At 64.6% G+C, this 15,699-nt stretch carries 17 protein-coding genes; 10 read left to right on the top strand and 7 right to left on the bottom strand.

What is annotated here, in order from left to right; translation table 11 throughout:
* Window positions 1–6 precede the first annotated feature (6 nt).
* Genes kdsA through MHM88_RS07250 form a run of 3 tightly spaced genes read right to left on the bottom strand, consistent with a single transcriptional unit; the run spans window position 7 to window position 3,284 of the window.
* Window positions 7–840 carry a 3-deoxy-8-phosphooctulonate synthase gene (gene kdsA / locus MHM88_RS07260; RefSeq protein WP_239361928.1) on the bottom strand — a complete coding sequence of 278 codons (834 nt, stop codon included), beginning with the start codon at window positions 838–840 and terminating at the stop codon, window positions 7–9.
* A gap of 4 nt (window positions 841–844) precedes the next feature.
* Window positions 845–2,647 carry a capsule biosynthesis protein gene (locus tag MHM88_RS07255; RefSeq protein ID WP_239361918.1) on the bottom strand — a complete coding sequence of 601 codons (1,803 nt, stop codon included), beginning with the start codon at window positions 2,645–2,647 and terminating at the stop codon, window positions 845–847.
* The gene (locus MHM88_RS07250) at window positions 2,625–3,284 is read right to left on the bottom strand and encodes an ABC transporter ATP-binding protein (RefSeq protein ID WP_239320663.1); all 660 of its coding nucleotides are present in this window, start codon (window positions 3,282–3,284) and stop codon (window positions 2,625–2,627) included. The genes MHM88_RS07255 and MHM88_RS07250 overlap by 23 nt, the downstream gene beginning before the upstream one ends.
* Window positions 3,285–3,716: 432 nt before the next feature.
* Here MHM88_RS07250 and MHM88_RS07245 point away from each other — a divergent pair, with 432 nt between their 5' ends.
* Together MHM88_RS07245 and MHM88_RS07240 are read left to right on the top strand one after the other, a co-directional pair.
* The gene (locus MHM88_RS07245; protein ID WP_239361916.1) at window positions 3,717–4,316 is read left to right on the top strand and encodes a uracil-DNA glycosylase family protein; all 600 of its coding nucleotides are present in this window, start codon (window positions 3,717–3,719) and stop codon (window positions 4,314–4,316) included.
* Complete coding sequence (locus MHM88_RS07240; protein ID WP_239361914.1) at window positions 4,309–5,100, top strand: SseB family protein; 792 nt, start codon at window positions 4,309–4,311, stop codon at window positions 5,098–5,100. Before MHM88_RS07245 ends, MHM88_RS07240 begins: the two co-directional genes overlap by 8 nt.
* A 335-nt stretch (window positions 5,101–5,435) precedes the next feature.
* Here MHM88_RS07240 and yghU read toward each other — a convergent pair whose 3' ends face one another.
* Window positions 5,436–6,308, bottom strand: coding sequence for a glutathione-dependent disulfide-bond oxidoreductase (gene yghU / locus MHM88_RS07235; protein ID WP_239361896.1), 873 nt, complete (start codon window positions 6,306–6,308; stop codon window positions 5,436–5,438).
* Window positions 6,309–6,590: 282 nt separating this feature from the next.
* Between yghU and MHM88_RS07230 the strand changes: the two genes are divergently transcribed.
* The 3 genes from MHM88_RS07230 (at window position 6,591) to MHM88_RS07220 (ending at window position 8,440) form a co-directional block, all read left to right on the top strand.
* A complete protein-coding gene (locus MHM88_RS07230; protein WP_239361886.1) occupies window positions 6,591–7,355 on the top strand; it encodes an NYN domain-containing protein in 765 nt (254 codons plus the stop codon).
* Window positions 7,355–7,750, top strand: a complete 396-nt coding sequence (locus tag MHM88_RS07225; RefSeq protein WP_239361869.1) for a DUF4260 domain-containing protein — start codon at window positions 7,355–7,357, stop codon at window positions 7,748–7,750. Before MHM88_RS07230 ends, MHM88_RS07225 begins: the two co-directional genes overlap by 1 nt.
* 171 nt (window positions 7,751–7,921) lie before the next feature.
* Complete coding sequence (locus MHM88_RS07220; protein WP_239320680.1) at window positions 7,922–8,440, top strand: YHS domain-containing (seleno)protein; 519 nt, start codon at window positions 7,922–7,924, stop codon at window positions 8,438–8,440.
* Between the two features lie 84 nt (window positions 8,441–8,524).
* On the opposite strand, the gene MHM88_RS07215 is transcribed toward MHM88_RS07220, so the two are convergent.
* Entirely contained in the window at window positions 8,525–9,418 is an 894-nt protein-coding gene (locus MHM88_RS07215) for an AraC family transcriptional regulator (RefSeq protein WP_239361867.1), read from the bottom strand.
* An 81-nt stretch (window positions 9,419–9,499) separates the two neighbouring features.
* Here MHM88_RS07215 and MHM88_RS07210 point away from each other — a divergent pair, with 81 nt between their 5' ends.
* Both MHM88_RS07210 and MHM88_RS07205 read left to right on the top strand, forming a co-directional pair.
* Window positions 9,500–9,883, top strand: a complete 384-nt coding sequence (locus MHM88_RS07210; protein WP_239320686.1) for a cupin domain-containing protein — start codon at window positions 9,500–9,502, stop codon at window positions 9,881–9,883.
* Between the two features lie 3 nt (window positions 9,884–9,886).
* Entirely contained in the window at window positions 9,887–10,297 is a 411-nt protein-coding gene (locus tag MHM88_RS07205; protein WP_239361865.1) for a DUF2000 family protein, read from the top strand.
* A 147-nt stretch (window positions 10,298–10,444) separates the two neighbouring features.
* Here MHM88_RS07205 and MHM88_RS07200 read toward each other — a convergent pair whose 3' ends face one another.
* On the bottom strand, window positions 10,445–11,035 hold the full coding sequence (locus MHM88_RS07200; RefSeq protein ID WP_239320692.1) for a GcrA family cell cycle regulator: 591 nt from the start codon (window positions 11,033–11,035) through the stop codon (window positions 10,445–10,447).
* Window positions 11,036–11,224: 189 nt separating this feature from the next.
* On the opposite strand from MHM88_RS07200, the gene MHM88_RS07195 reads away from it, so the two are divergent.
* A complete protein-coding gene (locus tag MHM88_RS07195; protein WP_239361863.1) occupies window positions 11,225–12,049 on the top strand; it encodes an ABC transporter permease in 825 nt (274 codons plus the stop codon).
* Between the two features lie 22 nt (window positions 12,050–12,071).
* Here MHM88_RS07195 and MHM88_RS07190 read toward each other — a convergent pair whose 3' ends face one another.
* On the bottom strand, window positions 12,072–12,986 hold the full coding sequence (locus tag MHM88_RS07190) for a DMT family transporter (RefSeq protein WP_239361852.1): 915 nt from the start codon (window positions 12,984–12,986) through the stop codon (window positions 12,072–12,074).
* 375 nt (window positions 12,987–13,361) lie between these two features.
* Between MHM88_RS07190 and MHM88_RS07185 the strand changes: the two genes are divergently transcribed.
* Together MHM88_RS07185 and argF are read left to right on the top strand one after the other, a co-directional pair.
* A complete protein-coding gene (locus MHM88_RS07185; protein WP_239361850.1) occupies window positions 13,362–14,537 on the top strand; it encodes an aspartate aminotransferase family protein in 1,176 nt (391 codons plus the stop codon).
* 80 nt (window positions 14,538–14,617) lie between these two features.
* Complete coding sequence (gene argF / locus MHM88_RS07180) at window positions 14,618–15,544, top strand: ornithine carbamoyltransferase (RefSeq protein WP_239361840.1); 927 nt, start codon at window positions 14,618–14,620, stop codon at window positions 15,542–15,544.
* Window positions 15,545–15,699: the final 155 nt, after the last annotated feature.

The following is a 15,699-nucleotide window of genomic DNA, read 5'->3' as shown; positions in this document are numbered from 1 at the left end:
TGGCAATCACATTCGGATCGGGTTGGCTTTGGCAAGCGCATCAAAGCCCATCAAAGTCTCAATCAATTGCGGCATGTCGCGGAGGTAAATCATATTCGGCCCGTCGGAGGGCGCATTGTCCGGATCCTCGTGGGTTTCGATGAAAACGGCGGCAATGCCCAAGGAAACGGCAGCCCGTGCCATCACCGGGGCGAATTCGCGCTGGCCGCCGGTGGAGCCGCCCTGGCCGCCCGGTTGCTGCACCGAATGGGTGGCGTCCATCACCACCGGGTAGCCGGTCTGCGCCATGCGGGGCAGGCCGCGCATGTCGGCCACCAGGGCGTTGTAGCCAAAGGAGGTGCCGCGCTCGGTCAGGAGGATCTTGTCGTTGCCGGTGCTTTCGACCTTGGACACCACATTGTCCATGTCCCAGGGCGCGAGGAACTGGCCCTTCTTGATGTTCACCGCCTTGCCGGTGTTGCCCGCGGCCAGCAGCATGTCGGTCTGGCGGCAGAGGAAGGCCGGGATCTGCAGGATGTCGACCACGTCGCCGGCGATGCCGCATTGGGCTTCGGTGTGGACATCGGTCAGCACCGGCACGCCAAGGGTATCGCGCACGTCCGCCAGAACCTGGAGCCCGGCGTCGATGCCGAGACCGCGCTTGCCCGACAGCGAGGTGCGGTTGGCCTTGTCATAGGAGGCCTTGAAGACATATTGCGCGCCCACGGCGTCGCAGGCTTCCTTCATCTTGCCGGCGATCATCTGGGCGTGATCGGCGCTTTCCAACTGGCAGGGGCCGGCAATGACGGTCAGCGGACAGTCATTGCCAATGGTGAGACCATTGATGTCGATTTTTTTCATGAGCTTACGAAGAGACCTGTTCCCGGAGAATGGATGCCGTCAGGGCACACATCAGGTAGATACCGGAAAAGATCAGGAAAGCCAAAATCGTATTCTCGAATTTTCGCGGGTAGGAGGGCGTGTCGGCGGGAACCGGCTCGACCGCGGTGGTGAGGTAGCGCACCTGGCGGTTGGCCTCCATCCGGGTCTGTTCCACCTGTTGCAGCGCCGATTGCAGCATCATGTCGCGGGTGGCGAGGTCGGCCTGGGCCATCTGGATCTTGACGCTGAGCGAGGCCAGGGAGTTTTCCCCCTGGGAGGCATCGGTCATCCGTTCGTTCAGCTCAAAGATCAGTGTTTCCAGACGCTTGATGTCTGCGGCGGTGCCTTCGACCTTGGCCTGGTTGGGGCGCAGGTTGTCCTTCAGCGCCGCCAGTTCCAGACGTTTCTGCTGCAGCTGAAGCTCGAAGGTATTGATCTGGGAGCGCAGCGAGGCAATCACCCCCTCGGGGTCAAGAACAGCGCCCTGTTGTTGCAGGCGGACCAGTTCGGCCTGGGCGTCGCGGCGCTGCTGTTCGGCCAGTTCCAGCGCGTCTTCGGCATCGCCCACCTGATCGGCGCGTTTCTGTTCGGACAGGTGGTTCACGTTTTCCTGCGCGTAGGAGATCAGACGGCGCGAGAACTCGGCCGCGACCTCGGGCTCGGCGGCCGAAACCTCGAGCCGGACGACCCCTTCGGTCGGGTCGTAGCCGATCTTCACGTTGCGCTTGTAGATCTTGTAGGCGTCATCGTTGCTGGCCCCCGGTTCCAGCCGCTGGATCGGGTCGATCCAGTCCTGCGAGAAATGGGCGCGGAAGCCGGCCTCCTCATCGAGGCGCCGCATGGCGACCTTGGATTGCAGGTAGGCCTGCACGGCGATCGAGTCCTGGCTGGTGGCAAACTGGGTGCCGCTGAGCAACCCGCCGAAGCCGGAGGAGCCGGTGCTGTCGGCCTTGAGCACCAGGAACTCCGACTTGGAGGAGTACATCGGCGTGGCGATGGTATAGAAATAGATCCCCGCCAGCAGGGTCGGCAACAGCACAAAGGCGCTAAGACGCACGCCGAGCAGGGCCATTTTGCGGCGACGACGGCGCGCGATGTCGCGCTGGATCGACTGGATCTCGCGGTTGCGCCGCTCTGCCGGGCTGAGGGTTTCGGTGCTCGGTACGGGGCGGTCGCCTGCGGGGACCGTTTGCGGCAGGGTCTGCGGCTTGGCGGTGTCGCTGGGGGCGGTCTTGGCCGGGACGCCGGATTTCTGCCCCTCGGGGACCACCAGTTCCAGCATGTTGGCGCGTTTGAAGGGATCGATGCCGCGCAGGCGCAAGAGGCGCACCGCGTCGTAGTCCGAGGTGGCGGGCAGGTCGTGTTTCTGGGCCACGCGGCGTGCGAGGCGCAGCTGTCGGCCGGTCAGCCCTTCCTGTTTGATGGCGTCAATATCGGTGCTTGCGGCGGTTTCCGCGGCAGAGGACAGCTGACCGCTGCGGGGCGTGGCCGCCGGATCAGCGGCGTTGGTCCCCGCGGCGGAGCGGGCCCCAGCGTCCGGGCCGGTCGCGGAGGCAGAGGTGGGACCGGGCTGCGGCCCCGGTGCGGCCTGGTCCCGTGCTGCGGCGTTGCCCGCCCGCGGCGCGGCCTGATCGGACTGAGCAGCGCCAGCCTGAGCAAATTCCGCCCGGTCGGGTCCCGGCACGGGGCGTGCCGTGGCGGCGTCCGGGCGCGCGTCGCCTTGCTCTGCCGCGGCCGTGGCGCTGCGGCGGATGCGGAATTTCTTAGCCTTGGGTTTCGTAGTCATAGAGCTGTTTCGCTTCTTCCAAGGTTTCAAACATATGGAGCTGCCCGTTCATCAGCACCGCCGCCGAATTGGCGAATTTCTCCAGGGTGCGGGGCTGGTGCGACACGATCACGATGGTCGTGGTTTGCAGGCGTTCCTGGAGAATCGCACCGGCCTTGCGGTTGAATTCCACGTCGGTGGAACTGGGCATGCCCTCGTCAATCAGATAGATGTCAAAATCCAGCGCCAGCATCAATGCAAAGGAAAACCGCGACTTCATGCCGGCAGAATAGGTTCCCAGCGGCTGGTCGAAGTATTCGTTCAGCCCGCAGAGCCAGCGGCAGTAGCTTTCCACGTAATCCGGGTCGAGCCCGTAGAGGCGGGCGATATAGCGGCTGTTTTCCATGCCGGACAGGCGACCGATGACGCCGCCCATAAAACCGAGCGGAAAGGAGATCTTGCAGCCGCGATAAATCTCCCCTTCGTCGGGTTTTTCCAGCCCGGCCATCATGTTGATCAGGGTGGTCTTGCCGGTGCCATTGGGCGCGAGGATGCCAAGCGAGGTCCCCAGGTTCACCTCAAAGGAGACCCGATCCAGGATCACCTTGCGCTGGGTCCCGGTCCAGAAGGATTTGCTGACGTTCACGAATTCCAACATTGCCCGATCGGTCTGTCGCCTCTTGCCTCATGTTCCCGGAGGCATCGGCTGCGGGCCGTGCGCTCCTTGCTTGTTCTTATCATGCGGCACCGGATTTTTGCATCCGGATGCGCCGCATCCCGTCACCCTCGTGTGGCGGGCCGGTTTCGGCCGCGCCGTGCCATTGCGCCATACACGGCGTCTGCCGTGCTCCGCGCCTGCCTTGCTCCGTGTCTGCCGTGCGCACCGCCTGTCGGCGTCGTTGCCTTGACGCATGCGCATGTCGGACCAGCTGCCTGCTTAGCGAGCCCTAGCACAGGATCGTTAACGGTTTACGCGTTGATTTGGGCGCAAATATGTCGAATTTGAGCAAACCTGTGCAACTGTGCCGCAGGGCCCGGGCGGTCCGGAGGCGGGGCGAGGGCTGCAGCAGCGAGGGTGGGATGAGCCATCATGACTGAGATCTTAACGTTAAAACAACGCATTGCTGCATGCCGCATTTGTGCGGACCGGTTTGCTGCCACGGCGACCGCGCATGCGCCGCGGCCGGTGGTCTGGTTCGAGCCCGGCGCGCGTATCCTGATTGCCGGACAGGCGCCGGGGCTTCGCGTGCATGAAAGTGGTAAACCCTTTACGGATGCGTCGGGGGATCGTCTGCGGGATTGGCTTGGGCTGGACGCCGAGCAGTTCTACGACCAGCGTCGGGTGGCGATCGTGCCGATGGCCTTTTGTTTTCCGGGCTATGACGCCGGGGGGGCTGATCTGCCGCCGCCGCGGATCTGCGGCGCGACCTGGCACGGTCAGGTGATGGCGGAGCTGGACGAGATCCGCCTGCGCATCATCGTGGGCGGGCATGCTCACCGCTATCACCTCGGCACCCGCAAGGGGGTGACGGAGGTTGTTCAGGCCTGGCGCGACCTGCCGGAGGGGGTCTTTGCCTTGCCTCATCCGTCGTGGCGCAATACGGCTTGGCTGAAACGAAACCCCTGGTTCGAGGCGGAACTGCTGCCGGTTCTGCGCGCCCGGGTGAAGGAGCAGATGCAAGATGACTGAGATGACCCCGCTGGACCTGGCCCATGCGGCGATGGAGGCCGCGCCCGAAGACGACGCGGCGCGGTTGCGGTTCTTTGAGCGGCTGGCCGATTGTGAGCTGTTCATCCTGCTGGACAAGGAACCCGAAGGGGATCGCATCAGCCCGGAGATCTTTGACACTGGCGAGGGGCGCTTTGTGCTGGTGTTCGACCGCGAGGAGCGTCTGGCGCAGTTCGCTGATCGGATCGTGCCCTATGCGGCGCTGTCGGGCCGGGTGATCGCCGCGATGCTGGCGGGGCAGGGGATTGGTCTTGGGGTCAATCTGGAGGTCGCGCCCTCGTCGATCCTGATCCCGGATGCGGCGATGGGGTGGCTGGCGGAGACCCTGTCGCATGCCCCGGGCGAGGTGGAAGCGGCGATCAGCGAAGTGCGCCCGCCGCAGGGCTTGCCGGAGGTGCTGTTGACGGCGCTGGATGCCAAGCTGGCCACCTCGGGCGGGCTGGCCAAGATGGCCTATCTGGCGGCGGTGACCTACGAGGGCGGCGGCAGCGGCCATTTGCTGGCCTTTGTAGGGGCCCGCCCCGGGTCCGAGGGGGCGCTGGCCAAGGCTGTGGGGGAGGCGTTGACGTTCTCCGGCATCGAGGCCGGAGCACTGGACGTCGGGTTCTTTGCCGCCCGCGACGAGATCTCCGCACGCCTGTCGCGGGTGGGGTTGCGGTTCGACCTGCCGGAGCCCGCATCGGCGCCAACACATGCCCCACAGATACCGGGCGCGGATCCGGCCAAGCCCCCGCGCTTGAAATAACCATGGAGCGTTGACAGCGGCGGGGGTGCTCCCGCCCGTCGTCGGATCATCTGCATGATCCGCTCCCGTTGGGCCGGGCGCCGGGCCTGTCGGCCCGGCGCGGCCTCCAGCCCCGAATGGGGCTGGAGGCTGGGCCCAACGCTGCCAGGGGGATCTGCCGCAGGCAGGGCACCCGCAGGGGCGGGAGCGCCCCGTCCCTGGTGCCGCGACGGTGAATGCTGCCTTGATCCCGCTGTTCTGGCTCGGCTCCGTACAGTTCAAAAAACCGCCGCTCAAACAAAACGGCCAGAAGCCCCGCGGGACCTGCGGCCGATTTCATGATCCAAGGCCGGAGATCACTCGGCCGCTTCGAGCTTGTCCTGTGTCTTGGTGTCGAAATCCTCTGCCGCGTGGCGTTCGTGCAGCTGCGAGGACAGCTCGCCAAAGACACGGTTCACCATGCGGCCGCGCTGGACGGCCGGGCGGGCATCAATCGCCTTGGCCCACCGCATGACGTACTCATAGCTCTCCACATCGAGGAACTCTGCCGCATTATACTGCCGGCCCAGAACCAATTGGCCATACCAGGGCCAGATCGCCATATCGGCAATCGTGTAGTCCTCGCCGGCGATATAGGTTTTGGTCGCCAGTTCCCGGTTCAGCACATCCAGCTGACGCTTGACCTCCATGGTGAACCGGTTGATCGGGTATTCGAATTTCTCCGGCGCATAGGCGTAGAAATGGCCAAACCCGCCGCCCAGATAGGGGGCGGAGCCCATCTGCCAGAACAGCCAGTTCAGAACCTCGGTGCGCGCGCTGCCCTCCTTGGGCAGGAAGTGGCCGAACTTTTCGGCCAGATGCATCAGGATCGACGCACTTTCGAACACCCGGACAGGCTCTGCGCCGCTGCGATCGAGCAGCGCGGGGATCTTGGAATTCGGGTTGATCTCGACGAAGCCGGAGCCGAACTGATCGCCGTCGCCGATCTTGATCAGCCAGGCATCATATTCCGCCTCCTTGACGCCCGCGGCCAGCAGTTCTTCCAGCATCACCGTGACCTTGACGCCATTGGGCGTTGCCAGCGAATAGAGCTGGAAGGGATGCGCGCCCACCGGCAGATCCTTGTCATGGGTGGCGCCGGCTATGGGGCGGTTGATGGAGGCGAACTGGCCGCCGCTTTCCTGCTCCCAGGTCCAGACCTTCGGAGGGGTATAGGTCGAATCGCTCATGGAGGGCCTCTTTGTTCCCGTGTCAGACGTTGGTGAAGGGCCAGCCCGCAGGCGGCGCCTCACCTCAGATGGGGACGATACCGAAAATTCCAATGACTGGAAGGTCTGGCGCGGTAAATTTTTGGACACCTGATTGTGCGCGGTTCTTGCGCGGCGGGGCCGGAGGCCCGATCCTCCGCGATCTGCGGCGCAATTTGGCGCTGGCGGGGACCTCAGCGGTTTTCATTTCCGCTCAGCCGCGTATGTATGGGGAAAGCCCCTTACAGACAGGCAGAATATCCCATGGCCACAAGCGAAAAACCGCCTCTACTGGCGGTCCTGATCGACGCGGACAATATCTCCGCAAAATTTGCAGAAGCCATGTTCGAGGAGATCGCCTCGCTGGGGGAGGCGAGCATCCGGCGCATCTACGGGGATTTCTCCGGCGGCGGTCCGCAAGGCTGGAGCAAGGACAAGCTTGCCGCCTATGCGATTGTTCCGCATCAGCAATTTGCCAACACCACCGGCAAGAACGCCAGCGATATCGCGCTGGTGATCGACGCGATGGACATCCTGCATTCGGGCCGGTTCGACGGGTTTGTACTGATCTCGTCCGACAGCGATTTCACCCGTCTGGCCAGTCGCATCCGCGAACAGGGACTGGATGTCTACGGCATGGGGATGCGCAAGACGCCGGCGGCCTTTGTGCGGGCGTGCAAGCGGTTCATCTATGTGGAGAATCTCCTGAAAGAGGAACCCAAACCGCAAAAACCGAAACAGAAACCAGCCGCGCAGGCGACCGAGCAGACCGCAGCACCGCAGGACGATCAGGCCCCGGCAGAGCTGGAGGATCCGCAGAAACTGGTGCTGCGCGCCATGGATGCGATCAGCCAGGAGGACGAGTGGTTCTCGCTTGGGCAGATCGGCCAGTATATCACCGCCGCCAGCCCGGATTTCGACACCCGCAGCTACGGCAAGAGCAAGCTCTCGGATCTGATCGCCACGATGAAAATCCTGGAAACCCGCAGGGGGGACGGCAACCAGATCCTCGTGCGGCGGCTCGATTGATGCCGAAACCGCAACCTGCCGCGCTCCGCTGGCAAAAGGCCGAGGGCGCGGTGATCTGTGCGGCCGGTCTGTGGCTCTATGCCGGGGCGGAGGCGGTGCTGCCGATCTGGGGGGCGGTGCTTGTGTTCTTTGCCCCGGATCTGAGCTTTCTCGGCTATCTATTCGGGCGCCGTGTCGGGGCGATTTGTTACAATCTGGTCCACGTCTACGCGGCGGCAATTGTTACATTGGTGCTGGCGCATCTGTGGCAGGCGCCGCTGGGGTGGGAGCTGGGTGCGCTCTGGCTGGCGCATTGCGGTCTCGACCGGATGCTCGGCTACGGGTTGAAAACACCGCAAGGCTTTGAATTTACGCATCTCGGCCGCATCGGGCGTGCGCGTCAGGACGCAGAATAGCGCCAGACGCACGGCCGATCACGCGTATCTCACGCGGTCTCGTCTCTCAACACAGCCGCGTGAGAGCCACTTCGCATGTGACCAATCTCGCGTATCTTCGCCTCAGATCCCGCACTGATGCGGATCAACTGGAGTTTGCTGCGCCGTCTGGCGCGAGGAGAGGAATTGGCGATGAAACGTTTTGCATTGGCTGCGGTGGCAGCCCTGTCTTTTGGTCTGCCCGCGTTTGCTGGTGAGCAGTTTGTGGACGACACCGGTTATGCGGTTTCGGGCTATGACGTTGTGGCCTACCGCAGCCTGGCGCAGGCCCCGGTTGGGCAGGCGCAGCCCGCCGCGGTCCCCGGCAAGGCCGACATTACCGCGGATTACAATGGCGCGACCTTCGCCTTTGCGACCGAGGAAAACCGCGACACCTTCCTTGAGAACCCGGCCTATTATGCCCCGGCCTATGACGGCCATTGTGCCTATGGCGTCTCCAAGGGCGGCAAGGTGCCGGGCAATCCCAACCTGTGGCGGATCGTGGATGACAAGCTGTATCTGAACATCACCAAGAATGTGGTGAGCTTCTGGGAAGAAGACATTCCCGGCAATATTACCCTGGCTGAGGGCAACTGGCCCGGCATTGATCCCAACCCGGCGTCGACCAATCCGATCCCGAACTTTGCGTCCAGCGCTCCGGCGCAGGACTGACGGTTAAAGGTCAGTCATACAGAGGCCCCGCAGGTGATGCGGGGCCTTTGTGTTTGCACTGTCCGCAGCGGGGGCGGGGTGGGATCAGCGGACCGGTGACGGGCCTGCCATCCGTTGCCACCGCCCCGGAGACATGCCCACGGCGGCGGTAAACTGGCGGGTCATATGCGGCTGGTCGCTGAAGCCCGCATAGGCCGCCGCCTCCGCCAGAGACATGCCGTCGGAAATCGCTTGCCGCGCCCGGTCCACCCGACGCAACGTCAGGTAGCGATAGGGGCTGGTTCCCAGCGCAGCACGGAATTGCCGGGACAGGCTGTAGCGGTCGTGCCGAGTCAGGTTCTCCAGGTCCTCGGACGGAACCACCTGGTCCGCGTGGGCATCCAGATAGGCGCGCGCCTGCTCCACGGCGCGGAGATCAATGCGGGACGTCCGCATCTGGCCCGCGCTCTGGTCCTGCGCGAGCAATCCTTGCGCCAGCAGCGTGATGATCTGATCCAGTTGCAGCGGCTCCAGGGTCCGGCCCATATCCGCGCAGGCGCTCTGGAGCGCCTGCAACAATGCGCCATCGGTCAGCACCGGATCGCGGGCAAACGGCAGCGCGCGGGCGTTTGGGCCGAGCGCGTCCCGGATGCGGGCCGGGGCGATATAGAGCATCCGGTAGGAAAACCCGGCGTCGTGACCAGCTTCGCCATCGTGCAGCTCGTCCGGGTGAATGACGATCACGTTCCCCGCAAGACTGTCCGCCCGCGCCCCGCGATAGCGAAAGCTCTGCACGCCGGTGATGGTATAGCCGATCGCGTAGGTGTCGTGGCGGTGCGGACCATAGGCATGGCCGTCGAAATGCGCCTCGATCCGCTCGATGCCGGGGGTTTGCGGCGCCACCCGCAGCCAGTCACCGGGGCTTGGCAATGCGCAGGATCGTTCAAGACCGGGTGGTTCGGCTCTGGCAGGGTGCGGCTCTGACGACGTGTCGGTCATGGGCGGGGATCCTTGGGCGGCACGGGACATATCCTGCTGGCCCGGCTCGGGCTGGTTGGCACTTCAACAAGGAGTATCCCTTTGCCGCCTGAAAAACTCAATATTCTCGATCAGGTAGATGCGCAGATAACGCAGGTCTTCGATCCGCATATCGTGGCGGATGTGAATGACGCGCAGGTCAAGGTCGCCAAGTTCGGTCCCCTGTTCGACTGGCACAGCCACCCGGCGGAGGACGAGGCGTTTCTGGTTCTGCGCGGGCGTATTGCGATCGATTTTCGCGATGGTGTGGTCGAACTGGGGCAGGGGGAGTTCCTCTGTGTGCCGCGTGGCGTCGAACATCGCCCCCGGGCGCTGACGCCGGAGCCGGTGGTGATCATGGTGGAACCCGCCGGCACGGTGAACACCGGCGATGCCGAGAGTGCCCTGACCGTGGCGGCGCCAAAGCGCCTGCAGGCGGAGGGCTGAGCGATGCAGTTCGAGACCAAGATCGCCATTGTCCTGCGCGCGGATCTTGCCACCTGGCAGAAGCTCAATGTCACCGCGTTTCTGATGTCGGGCATCGTCGGCGCGGCGCCGGAGCTGATCGGGGAGCGCTACCGCGACGCGGACGGCAACAGCTATAACGCGCTGGCCATTCAGCCGGTGATCGTTCTGGCCAGCGACGGCGCGGGGCTGGGCAAGATCCATGCCCGGGCGCTGAGCCGGGATGTGCCGCTGTCGCTTTATACCGAGGAGATGTTTGCCACCGGCCATGACGCCGCCAACCGCGCGGTGGTGGCGGAGTACGCAGCGGCGGATCTGACCCTCGCGGGGCTGGCGCTGCGTGCAGACAGGAAGCTGGTCGACAAGATCACCAAAGGCGCAAAGATGCACCCCTAGGGCAGCGCTTCGGGCGGGAGATGCGCCGCTGCCCTGGCGGCGGCGCGCATCCGGACCGATCCCGCCCCGCATGGGCCGCGTGCAACGAAAAACCCCGGCTGTCCCAAAAGGCGCCGGGGTTTCTGTCGTGTCGTGTCGGATGCGCGCTCAGCGCTTGCGGTCGCGGCGCGAGCTCATCGGCTGGAAGGCAACGCCCACATGCGCCTCGCAATAGGGTTTGCCCTGTTGGGTGGGCAGGCCGCAGAACCAGAAATCATCGGTCGCCGGATCCCCCACGGGCCATTTGCAGGTGCGCTCCGTCAGTTCCATCAGCGTCAGCTTCTTGGCCTTTTTTTCGATCTCGTTGACCTTGGCCAGGGCTTCGGGGCTGATTTCATTGGCCGAGGGCTGCGGCGGCAGCGGCTGACCTGCGGGGATGATCTGCTTGCGCGCCGGGGCGGCGGGTTTCGGCTCTGCCGCCGGAGCTTCGGCAACGGGGGCCGGTGCGGCCGGGCGGGCCGGTTCCGTCTTGGGCGCGGCCTTGGGCTTTGCGGCCGCCTTGGGCGCGGGCTTTTCCTTCGGCTCGGCTGCGGCCTTGCTGCTGCCGCCGGTGGTGCGATTGGACAGGCCGAGGCGGTGAACCTTGCCGATCACTGCATTGCGGGTCACCCCGCCGAGTTCCTTTGCGATCTGACTGGCCGACTGGCCTTCGCCCCACATTTTCTTGAGCAGTTCGACGCGCTCGTCTGTCCAGGACATAAGGTGCCTTTCAAAGCTAATAGCGGCCTCAAGAAACCTGTGGCCGCCATCGAATTCCAGAGTGTTGCCCTACAATAGTCACTGGCGGGCGAGATACAAGTCATGAACCGACCCCTGACGGCACAGAACCGCAGCTTGCATCCCGGGAATGAGCGATTATGCAGGGGGGACTGAGACGATGAGGATGCTATGACGGACAACAACACGCAATCGAGCTTTCGCATCGAGGTCGGCGAACGCCGGTTCGGCCGGGTCAACTGGCTGGGTCTGAAAACCCTGGCGGAGCGCGAGATCAAGCGGTTCCTGGTGGTCTATACCCAGACGCTGGTGGCGCCGATGGTGACGGCGGCGCTGTTCCTGCTGATCTTTTCCATCGCCATCGGTCCGCGTCGGGGCGATGTCATGGGCGTGGACTTCATGTCGTTCATCGCGCCGGGCATCATGATGATGACGGTGATCCAGAACGCCTTTGCCAATACCTCCTCGTCGCTGGTGATCTCGAAGGTGCAGGGCAATATCGTCGACACGCTGATGCCGCCCTTGTCGGGGCTGGAGATCCTGCTGGGCTATCTCGCCGGGGCGATCGCACGCGGATTGCTGGTGGCGACGGGAATCGGTCTCGGGTTGGTGCTGGTGCTGGGGCTGGTGCCCGCGCATCCGCTGGTGGCGCTGGGCTTTGTGGTGCTGGGAGCCGCGTTTCTGGGCGGCTTGGGCATCGTGGCCGGGGTATTTGCCGAGAAGTTCGACCAGATGGCAGCGATTACCAACTTCATCGTGACGCCGCTGGCCTTCCTGTCGGGGACCTTCTACTCGGTCGAGGCGCTGCCGCCGGTGCTCTATGCGATCAGCCACGTCAACCCGGTGTTCTACCTCATTGATGGGGTGCGGTTCGGCATGATCGGCGTGTCCGACAGCGACCCGGCCTTTGGCGCTCTGGTGTGCCTTGGGGCAACGGCCGTCATTCTGGTCGTGGCCTGGCAGATGCTGCGCCGCGGATACCGGCTGAAGGACTGAACGACGCAGAAAGATCGGTGGCTCAGGGGGCGGGGCGGCGTGCGGTCACGCTGGGGCGCTTGCCGTTGACGCTCTCGCGCCAGGCCAGCAGCGCCGCGCCGGAGAGGATGATGCCGGCCCCCAGAAGGGTGATCCAATCCGGCAGCACGCCAAAGATCACCGCATCGTAGATCGCAGCAAAGACCAGCGTGCCATAGGCAAAGGGCGCCACAAAGGACGCATCCGCCCGCGCCATGCCATTGATGAAACAGGCCTGGGCACAGGCCATCAACGCGCCAAGCGCGGCCAGCGCGCCCCATTGCGCCGGGGTCGGCATCTGCCAGACCGCCAGCGCGGCGCAGCTGGCGATCACCATGCCGATCAGGTTGTTCACCCACAGCACCTGCAAGGGCGGTTCGCGTCCCGCCAGTTTCTTGATAAAGATCAGCTCCGCCCCCATGGCCACCGCAGCGCCAAGCGCCAGAACCGCTGCGGGCTGGAAACTCTCCGGTGCCGGGCGCAGCAGGATCATCGCACCCGCAAGGGCGATGGCGGCGGCCAGCCAGCGCCAGGGGCCGACCTTCTCGCCCAGAAACGGGATCGCCAGCAGCATGCCGATCACCGGGTTCAGAAAGGAAATCGCGGTCGCATCCGCCAGCGGGATGAAGGCGACGGAGGCAAACATCAGCGTGACACCGCCCCAGCCAAAGGAGGAGCGCCCGATGTGCAACCCCCAGTGCGGCGCGCGAATCTGCTGGCGCCGCGCCATCACCGCAACCGAAATCCCGATAAAGGCAAAGACAAACCGCCCTTGGCTGATCTGCAAGGCATGCAACGGCGGGCCGAGCGTGTCGGTGCCGAGCGACTTTGCCAGCAGCGTGGTGCCGGCGATGAAGACGGTCGCCAGCAGGATCAGCGCGGCGGCAAGCGGTGGGTTTTGCGGGGTCACATGGCTCATGCGTCAATCGGTGCGTCAGGCCGCCGCCAAAGGCAAGCGCAAAGGCTGCGCTCCGGGGTGATGCGTCCCGTGCCCCCGGACGGGCTGGGATGCCGCTTTGCGCTGATGAAGGTGTCAAAGGGGGTTTTCATGCCGATAAACTTCCGTTATGGACCCTGACTATGATCAAACACGCGTCTTTCCTGTCGACCCGACGTCGACGCCAATGTGCCTGACACGCTGCCATCCGCAGCGCCTTTGATCCCGCGCGCCTTGCTTGTTCATCAAGGGGGCGCGACCTTCTCGAACCCAGACCGGACCAGTTATTGACCGTCGCCCCGTGGTGGGGCACTGATCTGGTCCTGATCCCTCATTGTCATGATAAGGATGACCCCCATGATCCCCTCCGTTCTTCCGACCTATAATCGGGCGCCCCTGACCTTCGTCAAAGGCGAAGGCTCCTGGCTGATCGAGGCGGATGGCCGACGTTTTCTGGATCTGGGCTCCGGTATCGCGGTGAACGCGCTGGGCCATGCGCATCCGGCGCTGGTGGCGGCACTGACCAGCCAGGCGCAAAACCTGTGGCATGTCTCCAACCTCTACGAGATACCGCAGCAGCAGGCGCTGGCGGACAAGCTGGTGGCGGAAACCTTTGCCGATACGGTGTTCTTCACCAACTCCGGCACCGAGGCCTGCGAGCTGGCGGTGAAGATGGCGCGCAAATATCACTTTGAGCAGGGCCAGCCGGAGAAAGTGGAAATCATCACCTTCGAGGGGTCTTTCCACGGCCGGTCCTCCGCCGGCATCGCCGCGGCGGGATCGGAAAAGATGACCAAGGGCTTTGGCCCGCTGCTGCCGGGATTTGTGCATCTGCCCTGGGGCGATGCCGAGGCCGTCGAGGCCGCCATTGGCGAGACCACCGCGGCGGTGCTGGTGGAGCCGGTGCAGGGCGAGGGCGGCATCCGTCCGATGCCCGATCAGGAGTTGAAGGACCTGCGCGCGCTCTGTGATGAACACGGCATCCTGCTGATCCTCGACGAGGTGCAATGCGGGGTGGGCCGCACAGGCAAGCTCTTCGCCCATGAATGGGCGGGCATCACCCCGGACATCATGATGGTGGCCAAGGGCATCGGCGGCGGCTTCCCGCTGGGCGCGGTGCTGGCCACCGAAACGGCCGCCTCCGGCATGACGGCGGGCACCCATGGCTCCACCTATGGCGGCAACCCGCTGGGCTGCGCGGTGGGCTGCGCGGTGATGGATCACGTGGCCGCGCCCGAGTTTCTGGCCGAGGTGAACCGCAAGGCGGGCCTCATGCGCCAGAAGCTCGAAGGGCTGGTGGCCTCGCACCCCGAGGTGTTCGAGGAGGTGCGCGGCTCCGGCCTGATGCTGGGGCTGAAATGCAGGGCGGTGAACGCCGACGTGGTCAAGGCGGGCTATGCCGCCGAGGTCATCACGGTGCCCGCCGCCGACAATGTGATCCGCCTGCTGCCCGCATTGACCATCACCGATGCGGATATCGAGGAGGCCGTCCTGCGCCTCGATGCAGCTGCCACGGCGGTCGAGGCTGCCTGAGCTTCATCTTTTCCCAAATACCTCAGGGGTGCGGGGACGGGTCCCCGCGTCACCTCTGGCACAACAAAGCGATACACCTCATGAACCATTTCCTCGACATCCATAAGACCTCTACCGACGACCTGCGGCAGATCATCGACCATGCCGCGCAGATGAAAACCGCGCGTGCGGGGCGTCCCAAGGGCACGCCCGACGACGACCAGCCGCTTTCGGGGCGCATGGTGGCGCTGATCTTCGAAAAACCCTCGACCCGGACCCGGGTGTCGTTCGACGTCGGCGTGCGCCAGATGGGCGGCGAGACCATGGTGCTGTCGGGCAAGGATATGCAGTTGGGGCACGGCGAGACCATCGCCGATACCGCCCGCGTCATGTCGCGCTATGTGGATCTGATCATGATCCGCACCTTTGACGAGACGGTGCTGACCGAGATGGCGGAATATGCCGATGTGCCGGTGATCAACGGCCTCACCGACCGCACCCACCCCTGCCAGATCATGGCCGATATCCTCACCTATGAGGAGCATCGCGGCCCCATCAAGGGCAAGAAGGTGGTCTGGACCGGGGACGGCAACAACGTCTGCGCTTCCTTCATCCATGCGGCGGGGCAGTTCGGCTTTGACCTCACGTTCACCGGCCCCTCGCAACTGGACCCGGAGGAGGAATTCATCGGTCTGGCGCGCAAGGCGGGCGCCACCATCACCATCGAACGCGATGCGGCTAAGGCCGTGGCAGGCGCCGATCTGGTGGTGGCGGACACCTGGGTGTCGATGCATGACAGCCAGTCCTCCAAGGAGCGGCGCCACAACATGCTGCGGCCCTATCAGGTCAATGATGCGCTGATGGCCCACGCCAAGCCCGATGCGCTGTTCATGCACTGCCTGCCCGCGCACCGCGAGGAAGAGGTGACCTCGGCGGTGATGGACGGGCCGCAGTCGGTGATCTTTGACGAGGCCGAAAACCGCTTGCACGCGCAGAAGGCCGTGATGCGCTGGTGTCTCGGCGTCTGATCCACCGGCACTGACAAGACCGGGGCGGGGGCGCTCCCGCCCGTTGCGCCTGCATGTTCATGCAGGCCCGCCCGTTGGGCGTGGCGCCGGGCCAATGGCCCGGCGCGTTGCGTCTGGCGCGAGGCAGTGCCTCTGGTCAGCCGTCTGCGCCTCTG

Source organism: Epibacterium sp. MM17-32, from assembly GCF_022348205.1.
In the GTDB taxonomy this organism is placed as follows: Bacteria; Pseudomonadota; Alphaproteobacteria; order Rhodobacterales; family Rhodobacteraceae; genus Epibacterium.
This window is presented reverse-complemented; position numbering and strand designations above follow the sequence as displayed.

What these genes read in the sequence shown, in the direction of transcription:
- kdsA (WP_239361928.1), bottom strand. Translation starts at nt 840, where the DNA reads ATGAAAAAAATCGACATCAATGGTCTCACCATTGGCAATGACTGTCCG.
- MHM88_RS07255 (WP_239361918.1), bottom strand. Translation starts at nt 2,647, where the DNA reads ATGACTACGAAACCCAAGGCTAAGAAATTCCGCATCCGCCGCAGCGCC.
- MHM88_RS07250 (WP_239320663.1), bottom strand. Translation starts at nt 3,284, where the DNA reads ATGTTGGAATTCGTGAACGTCAGCAAATCCTTCTGGACCGGGACCCAG.
- MHM88_RS07245 (WP_239361916.1), top strand. Translation starts at nt 3,717, where the DNA reads ATGACTGAGATCTTAACGTTAAAACAACGCATTGCTGCATGCCGCATT.
- MHM88_RS07240 (WP_239361914.1), top strand. Translation starts at nt 4,309, where the DNA reads ATGACTGAGATGACCCCGCTGGACCTGGCCCATGCGGCGATGGAGGCC.
- yghU (WP_239361896.1), bottom strand. Translation starts at nt 6,308, where the DNA reads ATGAGCGATTCGACCTATACCCCTCCGAAGGTCTGGACCTGGGAGCAG.
- MHM88_RS07230 (WP_239361886.1), top strand. Translation starts at nt 6,591, where the DNA reads ATGGCCACAAGCGAAAAACCGCCTCTACTGGCGGTCCTGATCGACGCG.
- MHM88_RS07225 (WP_239361869.1), top strand. Translation starts at nt 7,355, where the DNA reads ATGCCGAAACCGCAACCTGCCGCGCTCCGCTGGCAAAAGGCCGAGGGC.
- MHM88_RS07220 (WP_239320680.1), top strand. Translation starts at nt 7,922, where the DNA reads ATGAAACGTTTTGCATTGGCTGCGGTGGCAGCCCTGTCTTTTGGTCTG.
- MHM88_RS07215 (WP_239361867.1), bottom strand. Translation starts at nt 9,418, where the DNA reads ATGACCGACACGTCGTCAGAGCCGCACCCTGCCAGAGCCGAACCACCC.
- MHM88_RS07205 (WP_239361865.1), top strand. Translation starts at nt 9,887, where the DNA reads ATGCAGTTCGAGACCAAGATCGCCATTGTCCTGCGCGCGGATCTTGCC.
- MHM88_RS07200 (WP_239320692.1), bottom strand. Translation starts at nt 11,035, where the DNA reads ATGTCCTGGACAGACGAGCGCGTCGAACTGCTCAAGAAAATGTGGGGC.
- MHM88_RS07195 (WP_239361863.1), top strand. Translation starts at nt 11,225, where the DNA reads ATGACGGACAACAACACGCAATCGAGCTTTCGCATCGAGGTCGGCGAA.
- MHM88_RS07190 (WP_239361852.1), bottom strand. Translation starts at nt 12,986, where the DNA reads ATGAGCCATGTGACCCCGCAAAACCCACCGCTTGCCGCCGCGCTGATC.
- MHM88_RS07185 (WP_239361850.1), top strand. Translation starts at nt 13,362, where the DNA reads ATGATCCCCTCCGTTCTTCCGACCTATAATCGGGCGCCCCTGACCTTC.
- argF (WP_239361840.1), top strand. Translation starts at nt 14,618, where the DNA reads ATGAACCATTTCCTCGACATCCATAAGACCTCTACCGACGACCTGCGG.